This window comes from Mesorhizobium sp. CAU 1741, from assembly GCF_039839275.1.
In the GTDB taxonomy this organism is placed as follows: Bacteria; Pseudomonadota; Alphaproteobacteria; order Rhizobiales; family Rhizobiaceae; genus Aerobium.
On the sequence record NZ_JBDOQP010000002.1, the window covers coordinates 1 to 23,939 of the forward strand.

General features: G+C 64.5%; 29 protein-coding genes. 1 reads left to right on the forward strand and 28 read right to left on the reverse strand.

Annotated features, from left to right (window positions below):
- The 25 genes from AAFN84_RS06900 to AAFN84_RS07020 form a co-directional block, all read right to left on the reverse strand.
- Positions 1-3,948: phage tail length tape measure family protein (locus AAFN84_RS06900; RefSeq protein ID WP_347513821.1), on the reverse strand; the 3,948-nt coding region annotated here is incomplete at its 3' end.
- A gap of 6 nt (positions 3,949-3,954) precedes the next feature.
- Positions 3,955-4,659: a hypothetical protein gene (locus tag AAFN84_RS06905; RefSeq protein WP_347513822.1), complete on the reverse strand. Its 705-nt coding sequence runs from the start codon at positions 4,657-4,659 to the stop codon at positions 3,955-3,957.
- A gap of 1 nt (position 4,660) precedes the next feature.
- Positions 4,661-4,825: a hypothetical protein gene (locus AAFN84_RS06910; RefSeq protein WP_347513823.1), complete on the reverse strand. Its 165-nt coding sequence runs from the start codon at positions 4,823-4,825 to the stop codon at positions 4,661-4,663.
- Between the two features lie 188 nt (positions 4,826-5,013).
- A complete protein-coding gene (locus AAFN84_RS06915) occupies positions 5,014-5,493 on the reverse strand; it encodes a hypothetical protein (protein ID WP_347513824.1) in 480 nt (159 codons plus the stop codon).
- A gap of 121 nt (positions 5,494-5,614) precedes the next feature.
- A complete protein-coding gene (locus AAFN84_RS06920; RefSeq protein ID WP_347513825.1) occupies positions 5,615-6,865 on the reverse strand; it encodes a phage tail tube protein in 1,251 nt (416 codons plus the stop codon).
- Between the two features lie 55 nt (positions 6,866-6,920).
- On the reverse strand, positions 6,921-7,382 hold the full coding sequence (locus tag AAFN84_RS06925) for a hypothetical protein (protein WP_347513826.1): 462 nt from the start codon (positions 7,380-7,382) through the stop codon (positions 6,921-6,923).
- Entirely contained in the window at positions 7,379-7,699 is a 321-nt protein-coding gene (locus AAFN84_RS06930) for a hypothetical protein (RefSeq protein ID WP_347513827.1), read from the reverse strand. The genes AAFN84_RS06925 and AAFN84_RS06930 overlap by 4 nt, the downstream gene beginning before the upstream one ends.
- 1 nt (position 7,700) lies before the next feature.
- Complete coding sequence (locus tag AAFN84_RS06935) at positions 7,701-8,054, reverse strand: hypothetical protein (protein WP_347513828.1); 354 nt, start codon at positions 8,052-8,054, stop codon at positions 7,701-7,703.
- Positions 8,051-8,488 (reverse strand): hypothetical protein, encoded by a 438-nt coding sequence (locus tag AAFN84_RS06940; RefSeq protein WP_347513829.1) that lies wholly within the window; start codon positions 8,486-8,488, stop codon positions 8,051-8,053. The genes AAFN84_RS06935 and AAFN84_RS06940 overlap by 4 nt, the downstream gene beginning before the upstream one ends.
- 1 nt (position 8,489) lies before the next feature.
- The gene (locus tag AAFN84_RS06945; RefSeq protein WP_347513830.1) at positions 8,490-9,140 is read right to left on the reverse strand and encodes a hypothetical protein; all 651 of its coding nucleotides are present in this window, start codon (positions 9,138-9,140) and stop codon (positions 8,490-8,492) included.
- Entirely contained in the window at positions 9,125-9,826 is a 702-nt protein-coding gene (locus AAFN84_RS06950; RefSeq protein ID WP_347513831.1) for a hypothetical protein, read from the reverse strand. Before AAFN84_RS06950 ends, AAFN84_RS06945 begins: the two co-directional genes overlap by 16 nt.
- Entirely contained in the window at positions 9,820-10,446 is a 627-nt protein-coding gene (locus AAFN84_RS06955) for a class I SAM-dependent methyltransferase (protein WP_347513832.1), read from the reverse strand. The genes AAFN84_RS06950 and AAFN84_RS06955 overlap by 7 nt, the downstream gene beginning before the upstream one ends.
- Positions 10,443-10,841 carry a hypothetical protein gene (locus tag AAFN84_RS06960; RefSeq protein ID WP_347513833.1) on the reverse strand — a complete coding sequence of 133 codons (399 nt, stop codon included), beginning with the start codon at positions 10,839-10,841 and terminating at the stop codon, positions 10,443-10,445. Before AAFN84_RS06960 ends, AAFN84_RS06955 begins: the two co-directional genes overlap by 4 nt.
- A 63-nt stretch (positions 10,842-10,904) precedes the next feature.
- Entirely contained in the window at positions 10,905-11,402 is a 498-nt protein-coding gene (locus AAFN84_RS06965) for a hypothetical protein (RefSeq protein WP_347513834.1), read from the reverse strand.
- Between the two features lie 99 nt (positions 11,403-11,501).
- Positions 11,502-12,920 carry a phage major capsid protein gene (locus AAFN84_RS06970; RefSeq protein WP_347513835.1) on the reverse strand — a complete coding sequence of 473 codons (1,419 nt, stop codon included), beginning with the start codon at positions 12,918-12,920 and terminating at the stop codon, positions 11,502-11,504.
- A gap of 146 nt (positions 12,921-13,066) precedes the next feature.
- Complete coding sequence (locus AAFN84_RS06975; protein WP_347513836.1) at positions 13,067-13,750, reverse strand: head maturation protease, ClpP-related; 684 nt, start codon at positions 13,748-13,750, stop codon at positions 13,067-13,069.
- Positions 13,751-13,761: 11 nt separating this feature from the next.
- Complete coding sequence (locus AAFN84_RS06980) at positions 13,762-14,994, reverse strand: hypothetical protein (RefSeq protein ID WP_347513837.1); 1,233 nt, start codon at positions 14,992-14,994, stop codon at positions 13,762-13,764.
- Positions 14,975-16,324 (reverse strand): phage portal protein, encoded by a 1,350-nt coding sequence (locus AAFN84_RS06985; protein ID WP_347513838.1) that lies wholly within the window; start codon positions 16,322-16,324, stop codon positions 14,975-14,977. The genes AAFN84_RS06980 and AAFN84_RS06985 overlap by 20 nt, the downstream gene beginning before the upstream one ends.
- Positions 16,324-16,527: a hypothetical protein gene (locus tag AAFN84_RS06990; RefSeq protein WP_347513839.1), complete on the reverse strand. Its 204-nt coding sequence runs from the start codon at positions 16,525-16,527 to the stop codon at positions 16,324-16,326. The genes AAFN84_RS06985 and AAFN84_RS06990 overlap by 1 nt, the downstream gene beginning before the upstream one ends.
- Positions 16,527-18,446, reverse strand: coding sequence for a terminase large subunit (locus AAFN84_RS06995; protein WP_347513840.1), 1,920 nt, complete (start codon positions 18,444-18,446; stop codon positions 16,527-16,529). The genes AAFN84_RS06990 and AAFN84_RS06995 overlap by 1 nt, the downstream gene beginning before the upstream one ends.
- Positions 18,447-18,449: 3 nt before the next feature.
- On the reverse strand, positions 18,450-18,962 hold the full coding sequence (locus tag AAFN84_RS07000; RefSeq protein WP_347513841.1) for a hypothetical protein: 513 nt from the start codon (positions 18,960-18,962) through the stop codon (positions 18,450-18,452).
- Between the two features lie 76 nt (positions 18,963-19,038).
- Positions 19,039-19,383 (reverse strand): HNH endonuclease signature motif containing protein, encoded by a 345-nt coding sequence (locus AAFN84_RS07005; RefSeq protein ID WP_347513842.1) that lies wholly within the window; start codon positions 19,381-19,383, stop codon positions 19,039-19,041.
- Positions 19,384-19,587: 204 nt separating this feature from the next.
- Positions 19,588-20,241: a transcription termination/antitermination NusG family protein gene (locus tag AAFN84_RS07010; RefSeq protein ID WP_347513843.1), complete on the reverse strand. Its 654-nt coding sequence runs from the start codon at positions 20,239-20,241 to the stop codon at positions 19,588-19,590.
- Complete coding sequence (locus AAFN84_RS07015; RefSeq protein ID WP_347513844.1) at positions 20,210-21,394, reverse strand: helix-turn-helix domain-containing protein; 1,185 nt, start codon at positions 21,392-21,394, stop codon at positions 20,210-20,212. The genes AAFN84_RS07010 and AAFN84_RS07015 overlap by 32 nt, the downstream gene beginning before the upstream one ends.
- On the reverse strand, positions 21,391-21,531 hold the full coding sequence (locus AAFN84_RS07020; protein ID WP_347513845.1) for a hypothetical protein: 141 nt from the start codon (positions 21,529-21,531) through the stop codon (positions 21,391-21,393). The genes AAFN84_RS07015 and AAFN84_RS07020 overlap by 4 nt, the downstream gene beginning before the upstream one ends.
- 77 nt (positions 21,532-21,608) lie before the next feature.
- Here AAFN84_RS07020 and AAFN84_RS07025 point away from each other — a divergent pair, with 77 nt between their 5' ends.
- Positions 21,609-21,920: a DUF982 domain-containing protein gene (locus AAFN84_RS07025; RefSeq protein ID WP_347513846.1), complete on the forward strand. Its 312-nt coding sequence runs from the start codon at positions 21,609-21,611 to the stop codon at positions 21,918-21,920.
- 2 nt (positions 21,921-21,922) lie between these two features.
- On the opposite strand, the gene AAFN84_RS07030 is transcribed toward AAFN84_RS07025, so the two are convergent.
- From AAFN84_RS07030 to AAFN84_RS07040, 3 genes are read right to left on the reverse strand one after another with little or no spacing between them, the layout of a single operon-like run.
- Entirely contained in the window at positions 21,923-22,876 is a 954-nt protein-coding gene (locus tag AAFN84_RS07030) for a phosphoadenosine phosphosulfate reductase family protein (protein WP_347513847.1), read from the reverse strand.
- Positions 22,858-23,376, reverse strand: coding sequence for a hypothetical protein (locus AAFN84_RS07035; protein WP_347513848.1), 519 nt, complete (start codon positions 23,374-23,376; stop codon positions 22,858-22,860). The genes AAFN84_RS07030 and AAFN84_RS07035 overlap by 19 nt, the downstream gene beginning before the upstream one ends.
- Entirely contained in the window at positions 23,369-23,938 is a 570-nt protein-coding gene (locus AAFN84_RS07040; protein ID WP_347513849.1) for a hypothetical protein, read from the reverse strand. The genes AAFN84_RS07035 and AAFN84_RS07040 overlap by 8 nt, the downstream gene beginning before the upstream one ends.
- Position 23,939 lies beyond the last annotated feature (1 nt).

Genomic DNA, 23,939 nt, shown 5'->3' on the forward strand with positions numbered 1-23,939 from the left:
CGCAAGGGCAGCTGTCTCGCGGAACTGCTTGAGCGCTTCTTCCATCTGGTCGCGCTGCCCGAGCGGCGAGGAAGCGGAAAGCCGCATCTCGTCGCGGAATTCCTTGATCCGGTCGGTGAAGTTCTCCAGCCGGCTGATCGTCGCCTCGATCTCGCGGCGCTGTTCCTCATAGGCAGAGCGCAGGGCCGCTTCCGCATCCTGCACGAGCTGCATCGCATCCTTGCCCGCAACCGTCTCGATCAGGCCAGCCATTGCCGGCCAGGCAGCGGCCAGCATATCGATCTGCTCTTGCGTCAGGTCGGATGTCTCGACGATGTCGGCCAGGGCGAGGTTCAGTTCGCGCAGCGCAAGCCCGCCATCGAGGCCGAGCACCGCCGAATCCTTCAGCCGCTCGTCATAGCGGTCCATCGCACTGACGATTTCGTTGATGAATCCGAAGCCCGACAGATCATTGATCGAGGAATTGAGTTCGTCACGGTAGGCATCGCGCAGCTTGGCCATGGCGATGTTGAAGTGGTCGGAAATGGCCTGCGACGCCTCTTCCGTCGTCATGCCGAGGTCGGTGAGCAGCGTGAGCATATTTGCCCGGGTGCCGCGCAGTTTCTGTTCGGCTTCCTCCATCGCGGTGAATTCTTCGGCGCCAGACAGCATCGCCAATGCAGTGGCCTGTGCCGCCTTCTGTGCCTTCTCGATGTTATCCGCCAGATTGGCATTCGGGTCGACGGCGGCTTCCGTCACCACGCCCATCTCGTCGATCGCGAGGCCGGCCGCTTCCGCCGCCGTGCGCAGCGCATCGAGGCTGTCATAGAGCATGCCGCCGGTCTTGGTGTAGGCCTGCACCCCAAGGTCGGCGATCTGGTCGCCTAGCGCCTTGTAGCCTTCCAGAATATCGTTCTGGATCACCAGCGCGCCGGCATCGTTCGAGCCGGGATTGTACTCGGCAGCGAAGCGGTAAATCTCTTCCTCGTCGCCGGCGTTGAACCGATCCTTGCGGTTCTTGATCACCGAGGCGAGGTCACCCTCCGCATCCGCAAACAGCCGCGCATCGTTGATGAAGCCGACGAGGCTCTCGCGCATCTTCTCGACAGCATCCATGCCGGACATGAACTCGCTGTCTAGGCCAAGGCCGGCCTCCATCGACGCGATCATGCCTTCGAAACCGCGCTCCCAGCGATCGGTCATCCGGTCGAAGAACTCGTCCTGGGCGGCCGTCAGCTCGTCGACCAGCTCCTGGTTCTTCGCCTTGTTTGCCATGGCGATGGCCTTGGAGAACTCGTCGGCCGTCGACATGACGGTCTTCTCGAACGTCCCCATGAAGTTGCCGGTCGCAGTCGCGATCAGTTCCGTGATCGCTCCCATCTGCTGCTCGAGTTCCTGCTGCGCCTTCTTCAACTCCTCCTTCTTCTGCCGGGCCCTGCCGATGAGGCCGCCGATCAGGCCAAGCACAGCGCCGCCGATGATGCCGACAGCGCCAAAACCCGCACCGAGCATTCCGAGGCCGCCAGAGATGGCCCCGCCGATCGGGTCGCCCGACTGCATGCCGCCAGCAAACGCCCCGACGCCTGCCATGAGGCCCTTCATGTTGCCGCCAAGCAAGTCTTGCCAGCCACCGCCGCCGGCGTTGGATGCTGTCGCTACGTTGGCGGCCGGCTGCTGCTGACTGAAATCGACCAGGCCACCCTTCACCGCGCCGCGCATCTCCTGAGGCCCGAGAATACGATCCGCATTCGCGCGGTGGCCGTCCATCTGGTAGTTCCACTTGTCGTTCGCGCTACCCCACGTCCCGCCGTTGGCGGCATCCGATCGGTTGCCGGTGCCAGGCGAGCCGGTGTTGATGGTGGCGTAAAGTTCTGCGCCGGTCATGCCGGGCTTGAAGCCGCGGTCCTGAAGGTAGCGGACCACGGCATCCATCTGCGCGGTGAGGGTCTGGCCGATGGCGGCACCGTATTTGCGCTGCTCCTCCGGCCCGAACTGGATCAGACCAATATGGCGATTGCCAGCACCGCCGCGGATGTCTGGATCGAACGTGCCGCCTGTTTCAAACGAAATCACCGTGGCCAGATCGTGAGCTGACGTGCCGAGCAAATTGGCGGCACGGCCGATATTGCCAGCCAGGTCGTCACTGGCGACCGACATTGTTGTTGCCATACGATCAATAGATGCTTCAACGCGAGATGCCGAAGCCTGCTCCATTGCGAACCCACGCCCGCCCCCAGCCATGTCCGGCCAGGCCGAAGCGCTACCCCTGCCGGATGTGCCTTTACCCTGCCCGACGCCGGTCATGGCCTCCCAGAGGCGATCAAGACCCATCTGGGCAAACTGCTTGCCCATCTGCGCAGCAAGTGAAATCAGCTTGTCGAATGCGTCTCCGCTCGAAGAAAGCACGTCGAGCAGACCGTCGAAGAAGTTCTTCACCGGGTCCATCGCCTTGGTCAGGCTTTTGCCGGCCCTATTCGTCTCCTCCGTCAGTTCGCGAACGCCGAGTGCCGACGCCATGAACATCTCTTCGATGCGCGCCTCGACCGCAATGCGCTGGATATCCGTCAGCTCGTCGCCAAACCGGCTCATCAGGTCGAGCAGCTCGGCCGCCTCCGCCGCCGCCGCGTTGCCTGGGAACATTTCTTCCGCCAGGCGATCGGCAAGCGAGAGGAAGCCTTCCATCTCGCGTTTCAGTTCGGCAAGCGCCTCTTCATTCTCCTCGATCCGCTTCGTGGCGTTCGCGATCGCCTGTTGCTGGATCGCGCCGAAGATCCGCCCCATGAAGTCCGTCTCGCCAATCTCGGCAAGGGTCTCCTGCAGTTCGGTCCAGCGTGTGTTGAGGTCGCGCACGGCCTGTTCGCCGCCGAGATCCAGCTTGCCAAGAGTTGGCGCCTCGATCTCGCCGATCGTCATGTCGAAGCCGAGCTGCTCGCCGATGGCGTCGCCTCCCATGAATTCGATCATGTCGTTCATCGCTGCAATGACGATGTTGATGCCGGCGACGGCCTTCTCGACCATCCAGTTGATGGCGGTGATGAAGCCGTTTGCCGCGGCCTCGCCTGCAGCGGTGAAGGCCGGAGCCAGAGAATCAACCGCTGCGCGGATCACGTGGAACGTGCCCGTCAGGTCCCGGATGATGAAGTTGCCGAGATCGCGCGTTGCCTGAATTATGGCGTCCCATGCCGCCATGAACCATGGCGCGATCGCCTGGATTGCCGGCTGCAGAAGATCGTAGATCGCCGAACCGATCAGTTGCGGAATCGCCCAGGCGACATCACCGAACGACACCATGACGTCGGATGTGGCGTTGATTTCGGTCTGGATACCCTTCACCGCCAGTGCGGCGACGCCGGCGGCAACGGCAATTGGTCCGAAACGCGTCGCCACGCCGCCGAGAAGTTGCGCTGTGTCCTTCAGGGCCGCGTTGACGCCCCCCTGCCCCGCATAGAGTTGGGCGATCTGCGGGCCCTGCTGCATGGCAATCATCGCCGGATTCATGCCCAAGGCGGCGGTCTGACCGATATCGAACGCCTGATACATCAGGTTTCGGCGACGGAAACGGCTCTCATTGTCGTTTGCCGCTGCGAGGCGGTTTACGGCGATGGTCTGCTGGTCGATCGCAGCCGTTTCCCGGTTGATGGCCGCCGTCGCGAGCCCGTGTCGCTCAGCCGCCATGGAGAGCAGCTCGAGACGACGCTGCTGGCTGACGATGCCCTGCGCCTGCGCTGTCATCAGATCCCGTTCGATGCGCACCATCTGCTGCTGCGAGCGCCAAGCGGCATCGTAGCGCCGTTGGATTGAATTCAACCGCGATTCCGCACTCTGGGTCGCGCGCTCTTGGCGCTGCGCGGCCACCGCGACGCCGTCCATGCTGCCAGCGAGCGCGCGCGCATCCTGCGCGGCTTCCTTGACCCCGCGCGTTGTGGCCTCGATCGTCAGCCGGCGCTTCACGTCCTGCATGGTTGCCATTGCGCGTCAGCCCAGATTCACGGTGATGGTTGGAAAACGCACCTTGGAAACGTTGTGCGCACGGCTGCCGCCGGAAGGTAAAAAGCGCCCGGCGCGGTTCCGGCGCTTCAACACGGGCGCCGCCAGACCCGGGTTCACCTGCATGCCGTCAACGATGCCGCGAAAGGTGAACCCGATCTTCGCCACGTTGCCGAACCGCGCCCGAGCGTCCTTCGCAGTGCGCTGGTAGATCCGGTTCGGGACGGAGACCAGAAAGTCACGGCCGGACTGTGTCTTGCCGATCTCCAGCCGGCGGCTGTAAGGCACCATATTGGTGAAGGAGTATTCTTCCGCCACCGGCATCTCGCCGCCCAAGGCGATTTCACGCCCGTCAGCGAACAGCCGGTGCCCAGCGATATAATCGCCCGAACGCTTCGGGGAACGCTCGATCAGCGCAGCAAGAATCCACCGCAGCACATCGCCGACCAGCTCGAATTCAAAAACGATCAGGCCGCGATCCGGATTGACGCTGTCGAGCGGCGCGCCGGGCCGGCCATCGACAAACTGGTCGTAGGGCGTCTCTGTGCCAAGCGCCTTCCGGTTGCTTTCCCGCGCATCCGCCAGGGCAGCGCGCGCGAAGTCGGCGACGGCTTTTGATCGCGCCTCCGGCGACAGCATCTCGGATACCGTCACCGAGACCCACTGGTCCAGCGGCTCGATCTTGACCTTCATGTCACCGACCTCGCTTTGCGGGTTTTGGCGCGGGTTTCGCCTTCGCCTCTTCCGACGCGATGCGCGCCTGCAGGTTCGACAGCCGCACGATCAGCCGCGCTTCCCATGGCTCGATTGCCTCGCTGGTCATGTCACGCCAGGCCTGCAAGTCGCGCCAACCGATCATCGGCGGACCAAATCCGCCACCCGGCGCCCCGGAATGGATCTCGACGAACCACGCCCACACATGCGCCAGAAGCACGGGAAACGGCGGACCGGACGCTTCAGCCTCGACCCGCTTGCGCTTCTTGCCCGGCAGGCCGGCGCGGATGCGCTCGGCTGCCTCGTTGTGTTCGGCGACGCTCGCCCCGTCGCTCAGCTTGCGGGCGTTTCGGAACTCGTGCTCTGCGTAGGCGATGAGCTCTTCGACCCACGCGTCATGAAGTTTCCCGCGTTCGATGCCTCGGCGAACACCTGCACGAACAGCCAGCTCATGCCGGGTTCACTGTAGAGCTCGAGCGCGTTTGCCGGCGTGCATTCGACGTCGAGCACTTCACACGTTGTGGGATCGACGAGGTGCCAACCCTTCGTCAGCTTGGCCAGCTTCTGCTGGTTTTCCTCGCGCTGGTCGATGTCGTCCGGCATCCCGGTACGGCTCTTTCGGGCGGCCCTGAAGGCGCGCTTGCGGGCGTCAGTGTCGAAGGCGCGCGCGGCGTCGCTGTCCATTGACAGGACATCGATATAGGCTGGATTGCCATGCTTGTCGGAAAGGATGGCGTCGCTGATCGGGTCGATGATCTCGACGCGATACGTATCGGAAACTTTGGCGGCCAGGCCGCCGAATTTGCTGGTCATGTTGGTTTTCCTCTGTCGGAAGGGTGGCGGACGGCACCGACATGCCGCCCGCCTGTTCGCGAACATCCAGCCCGAGAGCCCCCCGGACCGGATCTCTGCCCGCCTGTCGGGACGGATGGGCTTAGGTGACCTGGGTGTCGAAGATCTGGATCGTGGTGTTCTCGATCCCGGGCGTCGACGCTTCCATCTTCAGCGCCTGGAACGGCAGCGTGATCGATTGCCCCGCCTCGCCCTGGGTCGGAAGGTCGGCGCCACCCAGCTTGATGCGCGGCAGGTAGATCGTCATCGCCTGCGCGGCCGCCGCATTCGACGCGGTCAGGAAGAACAGCACCTCGATTTCGTCTTCGTCGATGAAGGCGTCGATGAGATCCGGGTTCTCGAAAAACGCCGTCATCTGCCCGGTCACATTGGCACGTCCAAGGAAGATTTCCGGCACCAGGTCGGAACCCACGACCGCCTCGCCCGACGGCGACAATTCCATCTGGATGTTGGTGCCCGTCACCACGGCGACTGTGTTCCCCCCGATGCGCAACAGCCCGTTCACCGCGGCGAGGATGCCCGTCGTGGTCACGGCCGTCGGAGAGGTGAAGAACGGCGCGGCGCTGTCTTCCAGCACCTGCATGTTGCGACCCATCATCGTGAAGTCGACGGTCGACATGCCGGTGGCGGGAAGCTGCACGTTGAAGCCGCCGACGCGGCATTCGGTAAACAGCCGCGCCACGTCGACATCTTCGTTGTAGATCTCGATGGCGACCTTGCGGCTGACATGCCCGCTCGACGGCACGATGAGCTGCCGTCCGACGGTCGTGATCTCGAATTCACTGTCGGCGGTATGCGTCGTCGGCGCTGGGTAGACGGTGAGCTCGCGGTTGCTGGTGCCGCCGAAACCGAGGATGACGAAGTTGCGGCCGTTGTTCGCCGCTTCCGAAAGCCCCGTGAAACGGATCACCATGCCGACGCGAAAGCCCTCGCTGACGGGGTCACCGCCGGTGAAAGTGAATTTCGACGTCGCATTGTCGGCCGCGCAGGTCGTGTAATCGGTTTCGTCGCCGGCAACCACGGCCGATGACCACGTCCCGCGGCAGACCGCCTCGAAGAAATCCGCATAGGTCAGCGGCGACAGCTCGCCATTGATGCCGCCCTGCACGCGCTTTGTGCCATGCCGGAAGTCGGCGATCTGCCGGTCGGTCCGGATCTCGCCCGACTGGTAGGTATCCTTCGACAGAGACAGCGAGGAGGAGACACGGCGCAGCACCTGCGCATCGGACGCGCCAGGGTCGGTAGCCGCCACAGGCTCGACGCCAGGCGTGATGGTCGGATCGGTGTAGAACTTGTAGGTGATGCGTGCAGAGACGCCCTCGGCAAGAGGCATGGTCTTTCTCCATCAGGTTTGGAAAATGCGCTTGCCCAAGGCGCACAGGGGCGATTCAACCGGTCTGGTCGAAATGCAGGCTCACTTCACAGGCGGCCCAGAAATATTGACCGACTTCCGAGGTTAGACCCGGCGGCGTCAGCATCGCGCCGTCGCCGCCGGGTATCACCGTCGCCTCGAAACACGAGATGTGTTCGTCCCGATGAGAGCGCAGGAGCGCTGCAATCTGTTCGGCGATCGCCTCAGCATCGTCGAGCCCCCAGCTCTTCGGCACGAAGACGTAGCTTTCGACGATCGCGCTGTTGCGGTGCAGATTGGCACCGCGCCCGCCGCCATAGCCGGCGATCATGCCGCCCTCGACGAGAAACGCCGTATAGACGAAGGGTGCCGGCGTTTCCGGCAGCGGCCCGCCATCCTCGTTTTGCCAGCGCAGCGGCACGGGCGAACCCTGGAAGGCGACATTGCCGCCCTCGATCCGAGCCCGCACGGCCTGCCGCGCCTGCGTCGTCGTCGTCATGTGCGCTTCGGTGCCGCGCGCTTGGCCCGCCCGCGGGCGATCTTCACCGGCCCAGACTTCGGCAGTGGATCGAGTGCCGGCAGCGCGGCGCGCTCCGCCTCGCTCAGATCCAGCGGCGCGCCGATGACCGCTTCATCTTCATCGCGCGCGACAGGCTCGCCATCCTCCGTCACCAGCGAAAGCGGCTCGAGCTTCCCTTCCGCCTCGAAACGTGCCGCGTCCGCAGCAGGGAAGGGGTATGACCTGCCGGCCTTCAGCCGGTTCACATGGATGCCGTCGGCGGCATAGTCGAAAGCCTCGATCACCTTGCGTTTCATGTCAGCCTCTCACTTGCAGTTCATAGGCGATCAGCACGCCGGCCACCCGCCGCGTGTTGTCGTCCGGTGCCTCGATGTTGAGTTCCCTGCCCCGCACCACCACCTTGTCGCCCTTGCGCAGATCCAGCGGCACCTGCGCGGCGATCAGGTCCTCGGCCAGCACGATCAGCTTGCGGTCGCCCTGCACGATCGGCCCGACGAGCTCGTCCGGCTCATAATCGACCACGCGCGCCCGCACATCAGCATCGAAGCGCGGACGGTTCGGCCCATTGCCGGTATAGCGCCGGATCGTCACGATCTCGCCGACCGCGTCCATTGACCGCCGATAGTCGGCCTTGATCTGCTCGGGTGTCATCGCACTGCGGCCCGGATGCTGATCGTGGTGTTGCCGCCATAGGTGCCGACCGACGTCACCTTGCACCGCAGACGATCACCGAGAACACCGTCGAGCTTGCCTTCGGCGCCCAGCGCCGCAACTGCCGCCGGCGCTGCCGCCGCGCTCGCGGACACATTCGCCACTTTCTTGGCATTTGCCGTCGTGAAGTCGAATCGGCAGACATCGATCCACGATGCACCCTGGTCGAGGGACGTCTGCATCACGGCCGCAACAGACGTACCGCCCGAGCCATACACGAAGCTCGCCTGCAATGAGACGCCCTGCATGCCGTCGAGCCGGTCGATCATCGCCTGCGCCGCGCCCGCGGCGGAAGAGCCGGTCGTGATCACGAGATCCGTTGCGGCGACAGTGATCGCCGCGTCGCCGAGGTTGAAAACGCCATTGTTGCTCATGTCAGCCCACCACTCCATTGCGGAAGCGCTTCAGTTTCCCATCGATCGCGTCCGGTACGGCGCCTTCATTCGACTGCCCGGGGACCGAGCCCACCCAGTAATCGGTGCGCCGCCTGTGGAGCCCGGGAATCTCCGTCTCCGTTCCCTTCACCAGCGGGTCACGCTGACTGGCCAGCAGCGAGGCCCGGAAGAATTCGGTCGCGGCATGCCGCAGGTCGCTCGGCACGGCATCAAAACCAGCCACATAGACGATCGTCACCTTCTCGGCGCACCATGGCACCGGCCTGTCGCACTCCAGCCGCTCCACGATGCCGCTTTCACTATCGACGAGAAAATCGACACCCTCGGTCAGGGTGACGCCATCCTCGACCAGTGAAGAAACGTCGATGTCATGCCGCCGCCGCAGCGCGAACTGGTCGCGCCTCACGCCGCGCAGCACTTCGGTCACGGTTTCACGCCGGAGCGTCGGAACGGATCCGCCGCCGATGGCGATGTTGCACTCCACGGCAATGTCGGCGGCGATCTGCAATCCCATGGCCGTCAGCGTCGCATCCTGCGATGCATCGGCCACGCCCGCAGCTGCCCGCATCTCCTCGATCGTCAGCAACTGCGGGTCGTTGGCCGGCGTGGTGATCGTCAAGGTGCGGTGCATGCCAGTTCCTCGTCCAGGTCGGCAAAGGGAAACGCGTCGATCGCCGAGCCTGGCGTGCAGTTGAGGATTTCGACGCCGGAGTTGCAGGCCGCCTCGTGCCAGCCCCTGAAGGCATGGCGGAATTCGTTGTCATAGAGCCCGAGGTCGCGCTTGCCCTGGTAGATGGCCTCGTCGACGTGGAAATGCTCTTTCCCTCCGACGATCCGGCAGTCATATCCGACCAGCACCACCCGTGCCGCGCCCATGGCGATCGCAAGTCCTACGGCGGTGTTGCCACTGTTACGGCCCTGCTGGATCTCCGGCGAGCCAGGCGCCGGAAAGCGTGCAACGCCGCCATGGCGCGGCGGAAAGCTTGGGTCGCCGATCGCCTTCACGCGCCTCACGACGTCGGGCAGTTCGCGCTTGGCAGTCGGCGACATGCTCACGACGAGCCCCGGCCACGTTTTCACCGTCTCGCGATTGGCGAGGTACCAGCCGGAATCGGTGAAGTAGAGCACATCGGCGAACGGCGCGAGGCGCCATGAGGAGTTCACCGCGATCGAGCGGCATCGTCCAGCTGAAGCCGCGGTACGGATCCGCGCGCAGGTTTCCGCGTCAAGGCTCGGACCTGATGCAACACAAACGACCGTTTCGCCCGCAAACAGCGGCTCCGGCACCCAGTACTCATGGGCCCGATCCTTTACCAATCGATCGCCTCCATGCGGCCATCGAAACCTTGCTGCACCGGGCATGGAAAGTACGCGGCCAACCGCTCGATGTCGCCGCTATCGAACCGCAGTGGCGGCAAGTCGGCCGAGCGCTTCCGGACGATTACGCTGATATTGTAGGGCGGATAGCCCGGACCGCTCGAATACAGCGGCGACACACGCGCGTCGCGGCAATCGAAACCGGCGATGATCAGGTTGTAGAGCAGGATGCCGGCGTTCCAGACGGTGAGGTGTCCGCCGACGACATTGTCCTTCATCGGCGGCACCGTCACGGCGAGCACACCATCCGGGCGCAGGTCGCGAAAGCACTGGCGAAGGAAGAGGTTGACGTTCGGCTGGTGCTCCAGCACGTGACTTGCCCATATCGCGTCGAATCCGCCGCCGATCTCGCGGTTGCCGACATAGTCGCAAACATGATCGGCCGGCGGCTCGTACGACACGGTCACCACATGAAGACCGCGACGCCGCATGATTGCGGCGTGCTCGCCCGCGCCGGATCCGACATCGAGCACGCGGTGCACGTCCCGATACTCCAGCAGCCGCGCCAGGGCCCCGGAGCCGCGAACCGAAGCCATGGGCGGCGCGGCCATCATGTTCATGCGGTGGCGGCTTCCGTTTCCGCCGCCGCGGCTTTGGCCTGGATGCCGGCGACGATCTTGTCGACCAGCACGGGCTTGGTGTCGTTGCTCTCGACGGCAATCTTTTCCAGCTTGGCACGATCGTGAAGCTGCGCGTTCGTCAGCGCCTTGAGCTCGCCGCGCAGCGCCGCTTCAAGCGCGGCAGCATCATCGACGGGGGCGGCCTCAATATCATCGACAGCCGCGACGACGTGAGCGGAAGCGCTTTCTTCGAAGGCGAGCCCCTGCGCGACATATTTGCGCGCATAAGTGAGCCCGACAGGGTCGGTGAAGTCATAGGTCTTGCCGGCCTTGTAGGACGGGCGATCGGGCGATTGGCCGTCAGGCCTGTGGTCTACTTTGAAGGTGATCTGCATTTTCATCTCCACGGGAAAACGGTCCCGGCGCATCGACCGGGACCAGCTAGAGGATCAACGCGATCAGTCCGCGATCGCGGAGACGCCGCCCGGCTTCACGTAGCGCGGCTCGTGCAGCAGATAGAGCGCGCAGCCGAGCTGGGCGTTGGTGCCCGCGTCGGAGATCGAGACGCGAACGCAGTCGTAGCCGTTCGCGACGTCGAGATCCTCGCCCTTGATGTCGATGACGATCAGCGCCTGCTGGCCGCCGAGGTCGGCATTCGTGTACTCCTCGTTGGCATCCTGGGTGACCGTGGTCCAGGTGCCCACATCCGTCAGCGTGCCTTGCTTCAGGTCGACACGGGTGAAGTCGAGTGCCTTGGCGTTCGACGCCGCGACCGAGGTGCACTGGTTGACGGTGACGGTGATGTCGTCACCGTTCGTGCCGGCGTCCTTGAAGATGACGACGGCACAGCGACCGTGGTTCTTCATGGAGATCACATCGCCCGTGCGGGCCGTGGTAAGCGCGATCGGCACGACCGCCGGCACGATGTCGATCTTTTCGAGAATATGCTGGTTCATGTTCGTTCTCCGGGCGCTCTCAGCGCCGATGGGTGAGCCGGGCGCTCGCGCGCCGATGAATAGGGATGAAGGCGGGGCGGCCTGCGCCCCGCAATCACATCAGCGCGCGTCGAGCGTGACGCACCACGACAGGGTGTTGCTGCCGTTCTCGCGGTCCACTGCCGTCGACCACATCGGCTGGCCGTTGATCCGGAAGATGAACCGGAAGGCCGTCAGCGCCTGGTCGAAGTAGAGGTGCATCGACGTATCGGTGCGCAGACCGGCCGCCTTGCGAAGCACCCAGTACTGGTTGAAGTCCACCAGGCTGATATCGCCCTGGTCACCGACAGCGCTCGCCGCCTCGACCGGGACGACCGGGCGACCCTTGAGCGTTGCATACGGCGACGCGGAAAGGCCATTGGCTGGCATATAGGCTGGAACCGCCGACGTGCCGGGCAGGTCGGATGCCGCGCCGGTCGCCTGGAACGCCATGCCGCCCAGCGACGGTTCGATGTCCTGGTTGATCAGCCAGATCGCGTTGCGGCGCCAGGGCGCATACATGCGCGACCACATCTTTTCGATGTTCTTCATCCATACGGTGTCGGCCGGCTGTGATGTTTCTTTCGGCACCGAGATCAGCGACGGTGCCCTGAGGAATCCGAGCGGCTGCCCGACGCCCGTGCCGCGGACGATCGCCGTGTTGATGCGTGCCGACATGCGGCCCGGGACAATCGCCTGGAGATAGGACTCGTAACCGGTCGCATCCTCAAGCAGCTCTTCCGATGCCGGCACCAGCGCGAACAGCTTGTGCAAGCGCATGGTCGAAAGCTCGAGCGCGGCCTTGCTCGCGGTTGCCTGGGCGCCTTCAGCCTCCCAGTAGACGCGAACGCCGCCCGTTCCCCAGGGCGATGTCTCGTCCTTCGGGATCGACATGCTGTTGCCGCTCGGCGTCAGCACGGTGCAGCGATTCATCAGGTTTTCTTCGGCCTCGACCTTCTGCCACAGCTGGCGCGAGAACTCGGGCGGCACCATGAAACCACCATCGGCGCCTGTGCCTTCATTGCCGTAGGTCGTCGCCGCATTGAGCAGCTTCTTGACCGATTCATGCTCGCCATTTCCACCCGCCTGCAGGCGCACACCCTGGGCGAACTCACCGAGATTGCTGAAGTTATGGCGGTTGTTGTCGCGAACCGCTGCAGGAACACGACGCTGCGTGCCGCCTTCGCCGCCACCTGCCCCATTGCTCGGCTCCGGCTTGGACTTGCGGCCGGCACCTTGCGGAAGAAGCGCCTTCATTGTCTCGATGCGGGCGTCGATTTTCTCGACCTCGCCGCGCTTCTCGTCGATCTCATCATATTGTTCATCCGTGAGATCGTCGTCTTCGGGCGCCGATGCAAGCAACGCCTCGATCGAGTCCATCAGTTCGGTGCGCTGGCTTTCCAGCGCAGTGATGCGATCCGCGGGATTCGCCATCATGAAGACGGGGAAAGCCACGCCTCCGAGCAGGCCACTGACGGCCCGCACAGTGTGCTTGCTCATGCTTCTATCCTTTTTTGAGGGAAGGGCCCGCCATTGCGACGAGCCGGGTAAAGGGCGATCCATCTAAGGGACTGGCGAGCCTTCCGGCCGACCTCACGCGCTCGCCCGACAGCGCGTTTCTCTATGGCGCGGCCGAAGCCGCGCAATCATTTGCGGCGAAGCGCGTCCAGCATCGCATGAGCGGCGGAGCGCTTCGGCTTCAGCACCGCAGGCGTGTTTCTGAACTGGTGCCGCGTTACCGATGCGGCAACGCGCATGTTCTCGACCAGCATGTCGGCGAAACCGTTGGCGACGGCTTCCTTGCCGGTGAACCAGGTCTCGGCAGCCATCCAATCCTTGCACTGTTTCTTGGTCTTTTTCGTCCGCGCCACGTAGACATCGCAGATCGTGTCGCTGACGGTCTCCAGCAGGTCGGCCGTGCGGCGCATGTCGTCGGCATTGCCGATCGCGAAGCTCCATGCATTGTGGATCATCACGAAGCCGCCCTCGGCGATCCTGATCTCGTTGCCGGCCATTGCAATGTAGGAGGCGGCGGACGCGGCGAGGCCGTCGATATGCACGACGATGTTCGCCTTGTGGCCGGCCAGCAGCGTGTAGATCGCCTTGCCGTCGAAGACGTCACCGCCTTCGGAGTTGATCCGCACGTCGATGGTCTTGGCGTTCGCAAGCTTCTTGATCTCGTCGGCGAACCGCTTGGCCGTGATGCCGTCGCCATCCCAGTCGACAAAGCCGATCGGGCCATAGATCAGTATTTCGCCGCGGTCGGCCGCGCGCATGGAAACGCGCAGCCCCTTGGGCTCTCCGCCCTTGGGAAATTTCACCACAGTCATGTCAGGCACCTTCAGCTCAGGGTGAGAACGCGGATCGAGGAACCGTCACTCAGAACGAGATCCGCGATCTGAAGTCGCGGCAGGTCGACCGGCGAAAGGTCCGCCGGAGCAAGGTTGATCAGGCCGAGCGTCGCGCCGGCATCGCCCTTGATGGTCTCGCCTGGCTTGCCGCGCTTGCCCGGCTTGCCATCCTCGCCCTTCATCCGGCCAAGGTTGATGGTTTCGCCATCGGTTAGCTCGGCGACCAGGTCGTCGCCTTCGCGCCGCAGCGCAGCGATTCCGCGACCAGGATCACCCTTCTCCGGCACTGCGTCGGCGCCCTTCGCTAACCCGACGTCGATCGCCTCGTCGTCGGACATCGTCAGCAGCAGATGCCCGGCATCGTCGATCCGTGCGGAGGCGACCGATCGGCCGGGCGGCCCGGGCACCGCAACAGGCACCACCTTGCCCGCATCGATGCGACGAGCGTCCGAGAGGATCAGGTTCAGATGCCCCTTGCCGTCGACGATGGCCTCGATTACCGAAACGCCATCGTTGGGAGCCGGCAGTGCGTCGACCGCGCGGCTGACATGATCTTCGATGACAGCCTGCACCGCCTCGCCCGCCAGCGTTCGCAAAACATCCATCTGTATTGCCGGCGCTGCCGCACCGCGCGGCAACGCGATCTCGAAACTGTGTTCGATCTCGCCGACGGTAAAGCGCAGTAGCGCAGTCTCGTCGTCGACGCGGTCGACATCGATGCCGTCAATGCCCTTGGCAGCGGGCAGCGCGGCAACGGCCTTCGCCACTTCCGTGCGCACCATGGCAGCGGTTTCGTTCGGGTCCGCGTCCTTTCCGGGAGATGGTGCCGGCAGCGCGGCAACGGCCTCGGCCACCATGGCGTCGAGCATCGGCGCGATGTCTTCAGGCGTCAGCGGCCGTGCAGGCTCTGCTGGCGGCAGCGCCGCGACGGCGCGAGCAACTTCGTCCTGCACTTGCGCGGCGATATCTTCGCGGGTGACGCTCCTGCTGACCACCAGGCCGACATTGCGCGTCGACCCGTCCGACATCGTCAGAACAAGATTGCCCTCGCGGTCAATCAACGCATCCGATATCCCGACCGCCGGCGCGGGCGGTGGAGACGCTTCCAAAGCCGAGATCCGGCGCAAAAGGTCGGTCATCGCGGACCAGACCTGCGCCAGCGGGCTGGCGGGCTTGCGCTCCTGTTGAGGGGGGCGGACGGCCTTAGCGAGGATCTTCGACATGTTCCGATACCTTCCCGCCGGCTTCGATGAAGACGCGCATCGCCATCTGGGCTTCCTCGTCAGCGTCCTCATCGCTTGGTGCTGGCTTGTGCGCCGGAGCTGGCGAAGGGGCGATCGTCTTCTCGCGAATCGTCTTCAGCGTCGTCATCTGCTCCTGCATGACGTGGATGTCGCCATCCTCCCCGATGGTGTTTTCATCCTCGAGCTCCAGCACCCGGTTCGGCGAATAAGCGCCGATCTGCGTCATGCCCTTGTAGTATTCCATCCGGGTCTTGGTATCGCCGCGCATCAGCGCGTTCAGGTTGATCTTGGTGTAGAGCCCACGGCGGTTTTGCCCGAACAGCTTGAAATCGGCCTCGTCTTCGAAGCGCTTCGTCCACGGCGTGATGCTGTCGACGACAACCTCGATCGCCTGATGCTCGATGTTCGAAAAGGTCGCCCGCATCAGGTGCATCACCTTGTGCGGCGGGACACCGAACCAGCGGCATATTTCCTCGACGAGGTGCTGATGCACTTCGATCAGCTGCGTCTCGGCGACGTTCTGGCCGATCACCTCGATGTCGGCGTCATTGTCGAGAAATGCCGTCTTCTGCGAGCGCCACGGCCCCTTGTAGAGCGCCTCGAATTCGCTCTTCTGGCGGGCCAGTCCGGCTTCCGTGAGGCCCTTCTTGTTCTTGACCACCGTGGCCGGCGTCGCGCCATTGCCGAAATACGCTGCACCAAAGATCTGCGCGGCGCGCGCCCAGCCGAGAGACTGCGCGGCATAGTCGATGACGTTGACGCCCACCGGTCCTTCGCCGAAGCCTCGGATATGGAACATCCGCCGCGCCGACAGGATCGTCTTTCCATTCGCCTCGTCACTCACCTCGTAATAGAGCTCGCCGGCCGCGATCATGTCGCCATAGGCGTCTTCACGCGCGTCGACAGCACGGCAGCACTCGACCCGATCGGGATGGATAGGCCACATCGCATAGGCGCGCCCCATCATGTCGGGCTCGATCTCGGCATAGCCGTTGCCCCAGCGCAAAGCCCAATGCGTCAGCGTCTCGCGAAACTGGAATGAGGACCACTCGGAAGACGGCCGCATATGCAGCAGCGCGTCGACCGGATTGCTGCGCTGCACCTGTGCACCCTGCCGACCAGCCAGCAGCACGCGCCAGGGCGGTGTCGCAACCGTCTGCGAGAGATAGCGCAGACACGCCCAGACGGTCGATATCGTGACCGCCGAATCGGGCGTGATATGCACGCCGGCGATCGTGCGCTGGTTGCTGCCAACCCGCGACCGCTCCGGCCACCGCTCTTCGGTCGATAGGCGCGCCAGAATACCCATCAGTCACGCCCGACTTTCACGCCGAAGATGGCGACATAGATCAAAACGCAACCCGGACCGATGAAGGCGGCGGGCGGGTAGACTTCGAACAGCCCGTAGCCCGCGAGGACAAGTCCCGTGGCCAGCACCAGGTCGCGCGCATCGACGGCGGCAGCCACGCTTGTCGCCGCTCGGCGCAAGTAGGATCGAAGACGTCCGATCATCAGTAAAAATCCTCATCCGAGGTGACGAGTTCGCGCTCGAAACGCTCCCGCATCTCCTGCCACTGCGGATGCGACGGATCGGCAAGGATTCGCGCATCGATGGCGGGCATTTGCGGCTCTTCGGCAGGCGTCGCCGAGGCCAACCGGTCATAGACCGACAGCCCGCCCGCCTCCGGATTGGTCGACATGATGGTCGCCGCATCGAACAGCGCCATCACGGGGTCGATTTTGGCGTCGCCGGCCGTCTGCTTGGTGGCGCGGATCGCCGTGGCGGTGGGCTCGATCTTCAGGTTCGACACGCACCACGACATCATCGCGCCGCCATGGTGCAGCAGCATGTTCGTCGACACGCGGCGCTCGCAGGTCTTGATGGCATTCATCATGCCGTAGCCCTGCGCGACGCCCTTGAGCAGGCCGTTTTCCTGCGTGATGTCGACGTCCGGCACCGCCAGCGCGTCAACGATTTCACCCAGTCCCGCCGGATCGACCGCGACCGCGGCGAGCAGCCCGGCATCCTTGATCCGCCGGATGATCTCGACGATCGATGCGATGTCTTCCAGGGCCTGCTCGACGATCGTCAGGTCGCCGGCAGCGGCGAAATCCCGTAGCCGCGGCGCGATCTTCTTGCGTTTCGTCAGCACCACCTGGTGGCACCAGGCGTGATGCCAGGCCAGCCACCGTTTCATCCGCCGCTTCGACGGAACGCTGTTGACGATGACGTCGATCTCGATCTCCGCCGGCTCGCGCCCAAGCACGGAAAGCCCGAAAAGATCGTCGAGGCCGCCGCCGTCGATGCCGACCACGACCGCCTCGCTTCGATCCAGCAGCGCGTCGAGCGCATCGAACGGCGTCAGGCCTGCCATGTCCGGATGCACCGCGGCATCCCAATATTCGGCGCCGTTCCACCGATTCTTGCGCAGCCGCATGCCGATCTCGACATTGAGGTGCTTGGCAAGAAAGCTCTGGAAGGTGTCGCCTTCCTCGTCGTCCCCGCTGCGCACCCGCGTAAGCTTGCGCTCCAGCCACTCCCCGTTGACCGAACGGCCCATGTTTGGGTTCGTCACGTGCCAGTTTTGCGGGTCGAGATAAGCCTCGCTCTCCAGCAGGCTGTCGGGAAACTCGTACAGGATCGGCAACGAGTGCGAATCGTCGATCTTGCCGTCGCGCACGTCGCGGAAGTAGTCGAGCTTTTCCTTGAACACGCCGGCCGGCGGTTCGTCCGACTGCGTCGTGATGTAGATCACGAAGCCTTCCGGACGCGAGATCAGCCCCCCGGTCGCCTCCTGCAGCATCGACGCGGCATTCGACCGCTTGCCGAACAGCCACAATTCCTCGATCAGCACGAAGGCCGCCTTCTTGCCGGCGGCGGTGTTCGAATCGGCGCTAACCACCTTCAGCACCGCCTTCGTCAGCGTGTGCGTGATTTCCTTCGTGTTCTTGTTGACGTGCAGAAGCACTTCGAGTTCGGGATCGGCCGCGACCATCGCCGCGGCCGGATTGAACGAGTTGCCGGCGATCTCCTGTGTCGGCGCCAGGATCATCAGTTCCTGATGGTGACGCCAGTTGCGGATCAACGCTGTCAGCATGATGCCGGCGGCCAGCGTCGACTTGATGTTTTTCTTGCTGATCAGCAGGAAGACTTCCTCGATCAGCCGCTGGTTGCTGTCCGCGTCATAGGCGCCAAAGATCGCGGCGACCAGGTCGAAGACATAGGGCTCGCAGCTCTCGCCAAAGGTCGGATGCCGGTAGCGCTCGAGCTTGCGGTCATAGACCTGTGGCAGGTCGGTGATCTGCAGCGACTTGAATACCGCGAGCGCGGCTTCCGCCTCGTCGGGAAACAAGGGATCGAACGGGATCAGGCTGCGCCCCTCGACGATGCGTTCTTCCCAGTCGAGACACGCCGTCGAGAATTTTGGCATGCGTCAGTGCTCGTCGTCGACGGGCAGCGCGCGGCCGTTGTTGGCGACCAGGCGTGGCGCTGACGGCACGGCGAACTTGCCGCCGATCGCCTTCGCGCCCTCAATCCGCTGTTCCTTCTTCGACACGTAGCCGCCCTTTGCTGGCTCCGACTGGTTCGCCGCGCGGTTCTTCAGGTCCGCGTTGACGGCTTCCGCGCTCACCGTGTCGAGCATGCGCAGCGCACCGGCCAATGCCGCGGCACTTCCCGCCAGGCCCTGCTGGATCTGCGCCGTGCGAAGCCGCGTCCGCAGCCGGTTCAGAAGCACCTGCCGCTTCTTCGTCAGGTGCAAATAATGCTTGCGCAAAGTCGGCACCGAGATCCCGACCGTCGCCGCGACTTCCTTGTTCGTCATACCGGACGCCAGCAACACCATGATATTTATGGTGCTTTCTTCAGTCGGCTTATGCTCCGGACGGCCACGCTCACGCGCCGCCGTCTCATACGGATTGCCGAAGAGGTCAAAATCGTCAGCCATGGAAAATAAATCTGTCCGTTTGCCCCATGCGGTTGGGGACCCCGGGGCGGCCAGGGATCGACCCTCCCCCCCTGTCTCAGCGCTGCGCGAAGGTCGCGCCCATGCGTCGGGCTCGTTGGGCAGCCGTCTTGCGCGTGTGATGCGAGCCACAGAGGCACTGCCCGTTGGCCGGATCGAGCGGATCACCGCCGTCCCTGCGCTCGACGATGTGGTCGGCGAACATCCTGGCCGGTGCCCGCACCGTGCATCGCTGTCCAGCATCGACCGCCTCGCACCGCCATCCGGCGCGCGTGCACACCTCACGACGCCAGCGCTTGTGCTCCTCGGTGAGGAGCTCCTGGTCGGCACGCTTGGGTGGAAGCTTCACCCTGCGCGTGTCCGCCACAGCGACACGATTGCCGACAACCTTGATCTTGGTCATACCCATACGCGAAAGGCGACCGCTGCCGGCCGCCCTCACTGTCCTGATGATTGGTCTGGAATCGCTTCCGCACTGGCCCTGACTCGGTCGCGCCCTTGGCGCTCGGTCAGGACTGGGCCGGGAGGAGCTCTGTCGCTGTCGCGATGGCTACGCTGTTCGGAGGCAGATGCCTCGCAGTCCCCGGTCGTCCATGGGGTGAATTCGCTACTCCAGTTTTTCCAGATGCGCAAGCATCACGTCGACGAGCAGCTCCTGCCCGAACAGCATCGTGCGCACGCGCGCCGGCCGTCCAGGCGCATATCCTTCCAGCACGCCATGGAAGTCGGCAAACGGCCCGACCGGGATTCGCACCCGCGATCCCACCTTCAAACCAGCAGGCGTATTGCGCTCGTCGAACGCGCCCTTCTGCGCCAAGTCCATGAAACTGTTCATCTCGCGGTTGCCGATTGGATGTGGCCCCTCGCCCGTGCCGATGAACGCCTGCGCCGTGCGCACGCGCAGCAGACCCTGGAACGCCTCGCTGCTCGGAACGATGTTCACGAACACCAGACCTGCCAGCACGGGCTTGTGGACAACCCTGCTCGCACGTGATCCCAGACGCCTACCACCCTGCACCTCGCGCACCGGCACCACTGCATCGACGTCCGAATCATCCAGCGTCCGGCACAGATCCAGTTCGCTGCGATGCACCGCACGCAGGGCGAACCACACCCTGTCTCCCGTTACGCTCTTCGATGCCGCCGCCAGCAGCCGTTCATCCATGTGCAGCTTGGCCAGCACCCTGTCGCTCTTCGCCTCGCAGCGCGTCACGTCGATCGGGTCCGCTTCACTCAGCTGCTTGCTTGTCACCGCCATCATCGCCCTGCGCCTCGTTTGTTATCGCCGCCTCGAATGCGTCCAGTCCGCCCGGTCCACCCTTGGGGAAGTAGACCACCGGCTGCCCTCCAGGGTCGGGTATCCATGGCCACCCGCGCCGCTGGTATTCCGCCCGCCACGCCTCGAATGTCGGCGTGCCGACCGGCACGGATTCCATCAGCGTGGAGAGCCACATGTCGCCGCGGCGGATAGCGCTCGCCTTGCGGTTGGCGGCCGCCTCGTGCCAGGCGTTGACCATCGGCCAACCATAGTGGGCCTGCCGCCGCATCCGCTCCGCCCTGCCCGCCTCGTCGTCGCGTGAAAGCAGATCGCGCATGAACGCCGAAGCCGGCGCTGGCGCGTCCTGCGGCGGCACCGTCACCAGCGCCCGATGGCACAGCGCCGCCCAGTGCGGTCCCCATGGCGGCGCCGGCAGAACGTCCGCCTGGTCTTCCGCCGGCGCGTCCGGCACGTCATCGAACAGCCGTTCCCGCAGATAGGTCGAAGGCGCCGGCACATGGCTCTTGCCCTGCGCCTTCAGCAGCGCCAGCCAGTCGGCAAAGCGCGCCTTGGCATTGGCCCGGCTGTCGGCGTCGAGCTTCAGCCACTCGCGAAAGGCGGGCTCCTTCGGCATGCCGGCAAAGCCCGGCCAGTCCTTCAGCAGCGCCCAGCCATCCGCCTCTATCTTTCTCCGATCCTCGATTTCCCCCTCTCTCTCGCGCTCCTGCGCGCCGAGAGGTTCTCTTACTGGTTCCCTTACAGGGTTAGTGTCCGGATTCTGGACACGGCTTTCGCCATTTTCCGGACACGGCTCGGCGCCATTTCCGGACACGGCTTCGCCGGAGCCGTGTCCGGTTTCCGGACATGGGTTTGCGGCGAAATCCGCTTCGAATGCGAGGCGGTAGCGCGTGTTCTCCTGTCGCCGCGTGCGCCGGTCGCGCCGCTGCTCGCGGCGGATCAGCCCGGCCGATTCCAGCGTCGCCAGATGCTCGTTCAACGACGAGCGCGACATCTCGCACCGGTCAGCCAGATAGTCCTGCGAGGGAAAGCAGCCATAGGACGGGTTGTGGCAGTCGGCCAGGTGCCACAGCACGATCTTGGCGGCAGGCTTCAGCCCGCGCTGCGTGATCGCCCAGTTGGTCGCGGCGTGGCTCATGCGCGCCCCCGGAAGATCGAATCCAGCACCATCGCCAGCGTCACCAGCAGCAGTGTCGGCCCATGCATGTCATAGCCGAGCGCCAGATAGACGCCGACGAGGCTGAAGAAGCACACGAAGTTGAGAAGCCGCCTCATATCCCCCGCCTCCCGGCAACCGAATCGCCGCCACCGCATTGAGTCGCGTTCGAGTCCGAGTTTTGCGAGTAACCACCATGGAAAATGACTGGTTCGATCAGCCGGTGCGCGTGTTCCTCGATCCGCGCGGCAACGTCGCGATCAACGTCACGTCGGCCACGCAGGCCGCCGAGCTGCTGCTCACCGAATGGCCCACGAAGCCGGGCGCAAAGCACCTGGCGGCGCGTAAGGCGTGCCTCGAGGTGCTGGAGGGCATTGCCGAGGCCCGCCGCGCGCGCCTGGCCTTCGCGGACGCGGCCGAGGAGGCAGGCGTGCTGGCTGCACCGCGCCCGAAGTCGATGGCCTCGCCGGAATTCAGATCGCCGTCGTGGCGCAAGAGGAAGCGCTGACATCATTCCGCCGCCTCCAGAGCGCAATGCAGTCCGCATTCGACGTCGTATTCTTCCTCGTCGAACTCATCGAAAAAGCTGGGGTTGGCAACAACCTGGTTGATGAGCTCGGCGACGCGGTCCCGTTTGTCGAACCAGCCGTTCTTCTCGACTTCTCGCGCGTTCCACCACGTAGCCACACCAGGCCGATCTCGGATGATGCGCTTGCGGATGCCCTTGCCCTTTAGGAAGCAGAGGTCGCAGTTCCCCTCGTGATCAGCCAGCCCGAGATCGAACCCTTGAGGCAAATCGTCGGATGGAAATCGCGCGGGTATACCCAGCCAAAAGCCCATCACGTCGGCCTTCGCAATGTTCGCCTTCGCCAGCGGAAAGGCGACTTTGCGGGGCGGTACCCGTGGAACCTGGATACCCTTCTTTGTCACAAAGTTGGCGTTTTCAAACGCCTTGAGTATCCGGCTGCCTTCGTCGGCGCGCAGGCCGATTACCTCGGCATACTGGCCATCCTGAAAGCCAATGGATCGAGCGAACGCGAACAGGGTCCGAACCTTAAGGAACTCGGTACACCAGCGCTCAAACGAGTTGGGAAGGCGTTGCTTCCAGTCGATGAGAGCCTTGAACGGCTCACCATTCCGCGATGCACTGTTAAAGCCGACTTCATCAAAGCCGATGTCGCTGCGTCGCCATTCCAGCCAATGCACCTTCACGTCCCAGCGAGACGCACACTCATGCACGAAGCGAAGCGTTTCTTCTCTTTCCTTCCCGGTATTTGCGAAGGCAACAATGACATCGGCCGGCAACTGCCCGTCGTGCGCACGGATAATTTCATGGAGCATAAACGCCGAAGTCCGCCCGCCTGAAAACGAGATCAGCGCCGGTCCGTTGATACGATAAGCGCTCGCCCCAGCGTGCTCACCAGTCGCGGCCCCAGATCGGTGCATCATCCGCCCCTCTTCCATGCATGAAACTCGCCGCGCAGGGCGAGCCACCGCTCGCGCGCCACGTCGCTCTGGTTGATCTCTTTGCGGCTGGTCACACCCAGCAGGCTGCGCTGGCGCTGCGCCGTGCGCTCGTCGGTTGCCGGGCTTTCCAGCCCGTGCCGCTCCATCAGGAAGCGCTTGAACGCCGGGTCCGAGCACAGCATTGCCGCTTCGGTCGTGTGATCCTTGCTCGCCTGGGCAGTCTCACGAGGCGGCTGCGCAGGCCGAAGCGCCCGCATTGCCCGATCCAGCAGCCCGAGCAGGAAGCGCGCGTCGTCGAGCGCATTGCTCACCGTGTCGACTTCTTCCGGCGAGGCCTTGCCGGTGAAGCGCAGGAAGGTCACCAGCGAGCCGTCGCCGCCGCGTGCATCCATCTGCATGCCGTTGCCATCCGCGCTCAGCAGCCACTGCATGCCCGCGAGCCCGTCCACGCGCCGCCGGATGCTGTTGAGGCGCTTCGCCTCTGCCGCCCTATCCATCGTCGAACTCCCCGGCGAGCTGGGCATAGACGGCAAAGCCAAGTTCGGTCAGTCGGCACGGGCGCGGCGCCCGGCCGGCCTGCCGGGCACGCTCGACCAGTCCACGGCGCGCCAACGCGGCAAGCACGTCGACCACGTTGCCGCCGTCGACAGTGTCCGGCATCAGCCGCGCCAGGGCGGCAGCCGACCAGCCGCACCAGCCCTTGGCGCCGCCATGCGACCCGACGAGATAGATCACCGCGCATTGCTTCAGCGTCAGGTCGCAGGCCTCGCCAAAGGGGCGCCTGCCCTGCCCGCCGGCGAGCTGCTCGGCCCGCGCCTCGCCAAGCCCCTCTTCCGCCGTGCCGTTGCGCAGCGCCCGCTCGACGATGGCGGCGGCAAGCGCCTGTGGCGATTCCTGTCGGGCGTCCGCGACGCGGCGCAGCGCATCGGCCGTTGGCCCGCGAAAGGCCACGTGCAGCGGCTTCGGTGCTGGCTGCCGCGGCCGCGCGTCGACAAGCACGGCATCGGCCTGCTGGCGCGCCTTCATGCGCAGTTCGAAGTCGGGGTTGAAGATCGACATC